This window comes from Cutibacterium avidum ATCC 25577, assembly GCF_000227295.1.
GTDB lineage: Bacteria > Actinomycetota > Actinomycetes > Propionibacteriales > Propionibacteriaceae > Cutibacterium > Cutibacterium avidum.
Genome location: NZ_JH165055.1, coordinates 1 through 5520, shown reverse-complemented (window position 1 = coordinate 5520; position 5520 = coordinate 1). Strand labels below are relative to the sequence as shown.

The window sequence follows — 5520 nt, the reverse complement described above, 5'->3', positions numbered from 1 at the left end:
GCGTGTGGAGACAAGGATCAACCTCGTCTCCACACGCGTGAAGGAGTGATTCCGGCAGCGTCCTACTCTCCCACACGATCCCTCGTGCAGTACCATCGGCGCTGGAAGGCTTAACTACCGGGTTCGGTATGGGACCGGGTGTTTCCCTTCCGCTATGGCCACCGGAAAATATGGGGGCCTGTGAAGGCCTGTATATTGTGCTCCTCGGGTGGGGGTTGGGAGCCATATAGTGGATGCGAGTCAATACGAAAACGTTTTGTGTACGCGTGCGAATGTTGTGTAAGTCCTCGGTCTATTAGTACCAGTCAGCTCCACACCTTACGATGCGTCCACGCCTGGCCTATCAACCCGGTCGTCTACCGGAGACCTTACCAGATTCATCTGCAGGAACCCTCATCTTGAAGCGTGCTTCCCGCTTAGATGCTTTCAGCGGTTATCACAACCCGACGTAGCCAACCAGCCATGCCCTTGGCAGAACAACTGGCACACCAGAGGTCAGTCCGTCCCGGTCCTCTCGTACTAAGGACAGCCCTTCTCAAGATTCCTCCGCGCGCAGCGGATAGGGACCGAACTGTCTCACGACGTTCTGAACCCAGCTCGCGTGCCGCTTTAATGGGCGAACAGCCCAACCCTTGGGACCGACTCCAGCCCCAGGATGCGACGAGCCGACATCGAGGTGCCAAACCATGCCGTCGCTATGAGCGCTCGGGCAAGATCAGCCTGTTATCCCCGGGGTACCTTTTATCCGTTGAGTGACGGCGCGTCCACAAGCCACCGTCAGATCACTAGTCCCGACTTTCGTCCCTGCTCGACCTGTCAGTCTCACAGTCAAGCCCCCTTGTGCACTTACACTCGACACCTGATTACCAACCAGGATGAGGGAACCTTTGGGCGCCTCCGTTACCTTTTAGGAGGCGACCGCCCCAGTCAAACTACCCATCAGGCACTGTCCCTGAACCGGATCACGGCCCAAAGTTAGATAACCAGAACGACCAGAGTGGTATTTCAACAATGACTCCACAACCACTAGCGTGGCCACTTCACAGTCTCCCACCTATCCTACACAAGTCGTCCCAATCACCAATACCAAACTATAGTAAAGGTCCCGGGGTCTTTCCGTCCTGCTGCGCGTAACGAGCATCTTTACTCGTACTGCAATTTCACCGAGTTCATGGTGGAGACAGTAGGGAAATCGTTACTCCATTCGTGCAGGTCGGAACTTACCCGACAAGGAATTTCGCTACCTTAGGATGGTTATAGTTACCACCGCCGTTTACTGGGGCTTAAGTTCACCGCTTCGCCAACGCTAACAGTTCCCCTTAACCTTCCAGCACCGGGCAGGAGTCAGTCCGTATACATCGTCTTACGACTTCGCACGGACCTGTGTTTTTGGTAAACAGTCGTTTCCCCCTGGTCTCTGCGCCCCTCACTGCTACCAGCCGTACAGGCCTTGACAGTTCAGGTCCCCCTTATCCCGAAGTTACGGGGGCATTTTGCCGAGTTCCTTCACCATGATGATCTCGATCGCCTCGGTATACTCTACCTATCCACCAGTGTCGGTTTAGGGTACGGGCGGACCAGCCACCTCGCTCACGAAGCTTTTCTCGACAGTACAGGATCACTCACTCACCCACACACGTGGGCTCGCCATCATGCCTCAACCATATGCCCAGCGGATTTACCTACCAGACGGTCCACACATTTAGCCCCGGACAACCATCGCCGGGGATGAGCTACCTCACTGCGTCCCTCCGCAGCTTGCCTACTACATGATCGGTTCACACACTCACCACACCACCACAACATCAAAGACATCACAATGGCAGGCTCGCACGCTTAGCATCACACACCTCGACACGGACGGTGACAAGCCGGTACCAGAATATCAACTGGTTATCCATCGACTACGCCTGTCGGCCTCGCCTTAGGTCCCGACTCACCCAGGGCAGATTAACTTGACCCTGGAACCCTTGGATAATCGGCGGACGGGTTTCCCACCCGTCATTCGCTACTCATGCCTGCATTCTCACTCCCGCACAATCCACCACACGGTCACCCGGCAGCTTCACCTCGTACAGGACGCTCCCCTACCCAAACCCGCAAAACGGGTTTGCCACAGCTTCGGCGGATAACTTAAGCCCCGCTACATTGTCGGCGCGGAATCACTTGACCAGTGAGCTATTACGCACTCTTTCAAGGATGGCTGCTTCCAAGCCAACCTCCTGGCTGTCTGCGCAACTCCACATCCTTTTCCACTGAGCTACCACTTAGGGGCCTTAGCTGATGATCTGGGCTGTTTCCCTCTCGACGACGAAGCTTATCCCCCGCCGTCTCACTGCTACGCTCCACTTGCCGGCATTCGGAGTTTGGCTGATTTCGGTAAGCTGATAGGCCCCCTAGACCATCCAGTGCTCTACCTCCGACAAGAACCACGCAACGCTGCACCTAAATGCATTTCGGGGAGAACCAGCTATCACGGTGTTTGATTGGCCTTTCACCCCTATCCACAGCTCATCCCCTCCATTTTCAACTGAAGTGGGTTCGGACCTCCACGACGTCTTACCGACGCTTCATCCTGGCCATGGATAGATCACACCGCTTCGGGTCTAGAACACGCGACTCACGCCCTTATCAGACTCGCTTTCGCTACGACTCCCCCACACAGGTTAACCTCGCCACGCATCACTAACTCGCAGGCTCATTCTTCAAAAGGCACGCCATCACCCCACAAGGCTCTGACGGCTTGTATGCGACCGGTTTCAGGTACTATTTCACTCCCCTCCCGGGGTACTTTTCACCATTCCCTCACGGTACTAATACACTATCGGTCACCAAGGAGTATTTAGGCTTGACGGGTGGTCCCGCCAGATTCACGCGAAATTCCACGAGTTCCACGCTACTTGGGGCAACCCTCACCAGTGCCACGCTTACAGTTACGGGACTCTCACCCACTCCGGTACGCCTTCCCAGACGCTTCACCTTCACGCAACATTTATCACTGGCCAATCCTGCGGCAGCAGAACCAAAAGGCCCCCACAACCCCGCACATGCAACACCTGCCGGCTTGAACACACACACGGTTTAGCCTCATCCACTTTCGCTCGCCACTACTCACGGAATCACGGTTGTTTTCTCTTCCTACGGGTACTAAGATGTTTCACTTCCCCGCGTTACCTCCCACACCCCTATACATTCAGGGCAGGGTCACCGGACACTACTCCGGACATTCCAGGTTTCCCCATTCGGACACCCCCGGATCACAGCTCGTTTACCAACTCCCCAGGGCTTATCGCAGGTTACAACGTCCTTCATCGGCTCTTGGTGCCAAGGCATCCACCGATCGCACTTAACAACTTGCACAACGCACAAGACACAAAAAAAATTAAGATGCTCGCATCCACTATACAGTTCTCAACCACCACACGAATCAACACACCACCGTCCACAACAGACAGATGACGCATCACCGCACCAGGCCACCACACACAGTGTGATACCCCAGAACCCCAACAGCATGCCCCCAACCCCATCACAACAACAGGACGCCAATGTTCCACAAGAAGCACGACACCATTACCATCACCCCACACGGGACGACTCGAACAATGCCACAATCAAAACTTGCTCCTTAGAAAGGAGGTGATCCAGCCGCACCTTCCGGTACGGCTACCTTGTTACGACTTAGTCCTAATTACCAGTCCCACCTTCGACGGCTCCCCCACACAGGTTAGGCCACCGGCTTCGGGTGTTACCGACTTTCATGACTTGACGGGCGGTGTGTACAAGCCCCGGGAACGTATTCACCGCAGCGTTGCTGATCTGCGATTACTAGCGACTCCGACTTCATGGGGTCGAGTTGCAGACCCCAATCCGAACTGAGACCGGCTTTCCGAGATTCGCTCACCCTCACAGGCTCGCAACTCTTTGTACCGGCCATTGTAGCATGCGTGAAGCCCTGGACATAAGGGGCATGATGACTTGACGTCATCCCCACCTTCCTCCGAGTTGACCCCGGCGGTCTCCACTGAGTCCCCACCATAACGTGCTGGCAACAGTGAACGAGGGTTGCGCTCGTTGCGGGACTTAACCCAACATCTCACGACACGAGCTGACGACAGCCATGCACCACCTGTGAACCAGCCCCACAAGGAGGCATACCCATCTCTGAGCACTCCCAGTCCATGTCAAACCCAGGTAAGGTTCTTCGCGTTGCATCGAATTAATCCGCATGCTCCGCCGCTTGTGCGGGGCCCCGTCAATTCCTTTGAGTTTTAGCCTTGCGGCCGTACTCCCCAGGCGGGGTACTTAATGCGTTAGCTACGGCACGGAATCCGTGGAATGGACCCCACACCTAGTACCCACCGTTTACAGCGTGGACTACCAGGGTATCTAAGCCTGTTCGCTCCCCACGCTTTCGCTCCTCAGCGTCAGGAAAGGTCCAGAGAACCGCCTTCGCCACTGGTGTTCCTCCTGATATCTGCGCATTCCACCGCTCCACCAGGAATTCCATTCTCCCCTACCTTCCTCAAGTCAACCCGTATCGAAAGCACGCTCAGGGTTAAGCCCCAAGTTTTCACTTCCGACGCAATCAACCACCTACGAGCTCTTTACGCCCAATAAATCCGGACAACGCTCGCACCCTACGTATCACCGCGGCTGCTGGCACGTAGTTAGCCGGTGCTTCTTCTGCAGGTACCGTCACCACAAGCTTCGCCCCTGCTGAAAGCGGTTTACAACCCGAAGGCCGTCATCCCGCACGCGGCGTTGCTGCATCAGGCTTCCGCCCATTGTGCAATATTCCCCACTGCTGCCTCCCGTAGGAGTCTGGGCCGTATCTCAGTCCCAATGTGGCCGGTCGCCCTCTCAGGCCGGCTACCCGTCAAAGCCTTGGTAAGCCACTACCCCACCAACAAGCTGATAAGCCGCGAGTCCATCCAAAACCGCCGAAGCTTTCCAACCCCCACCATGCAGCAAGGATTCCTATCCGGTATTAGCCCCAGTTTCCTGAAGTTATCCCGAAGTCAAGGGCAGGTTACTCACGTGTTACTCACCCGTTCGCCACTCGAGTACCCCCGAAGGGGCCTTTCCGTTCGACTTGCATGTGTTAAGCACGCCGCCAGCGTTCGTCCTGAGCCAGGATCAAACTCTCCAATGAAAAAATATCACCCACCCACACACAGTGCAGGCAAACGATGTCACAAGAGAATCCAAAACACTAACCCCAAACACTGACCAAAAAATCAGTCCATGTCCAGAATCACAAAGGAATTCATAAACAAATCCGACACATCCATAGATGCATCAAAAAATCATTGACTATCAAAGACACACTGTTGAGTTCTCAAGCATCACACCCACCAGAACAACCCCACCCATCACAAGCAGGACCACCCCGAGGCGACCCGACCAACCCTACCACACCAACCCCAACCCCGCAAAACCCGCAGAATCAGAACCAGCCAGCAAAACCAGCCACAATCAGACCACCACCAACAAAGGCAGCAACCCAATCAACCTTAC

At 55.3% G+C, this 5520-nt stretch carries 3 rRNA genes; all 3 read right to left on the bottom strand.

The features are described from left to right. Nucleotides 1-49: 49 nt before the first annotated feature. The 3 genes from rrf to HMPREF9153_RS11455 all read right to left on the bottom strand — a co-directional run bounded on the left by rrf (nucleotide 50) and on the right by HMPREF9153_RS11455 (nucleotide 5155). A 5S ribosomal RNA gene (gene rrf / locus HMPREF9153_RS11465) occupies nucleotides 50-166 on the bottom strand. A gap of 109 nt (nucleotides 167-275) precedes the next feature. Beyond that, nucleotides 276-3360, bottom strand: a 23S ribosomal RNA gene (locus tag HMPREF9153_RS11460). A gap of 272 nt (nucleotides 3361-3632) precedes the next feature. Next, nucleotides 3633-5155: ribosomal RNA gene (locus HMPREF9153_RS11455) — 16S ribosomal RNA — on the bottom strand. The 16S, 23S and 5S rRNA genes sit together here, the layout of an rRNA operon. Nucleotides 5156-5520 lie beyond the last annotated feature (365 nt).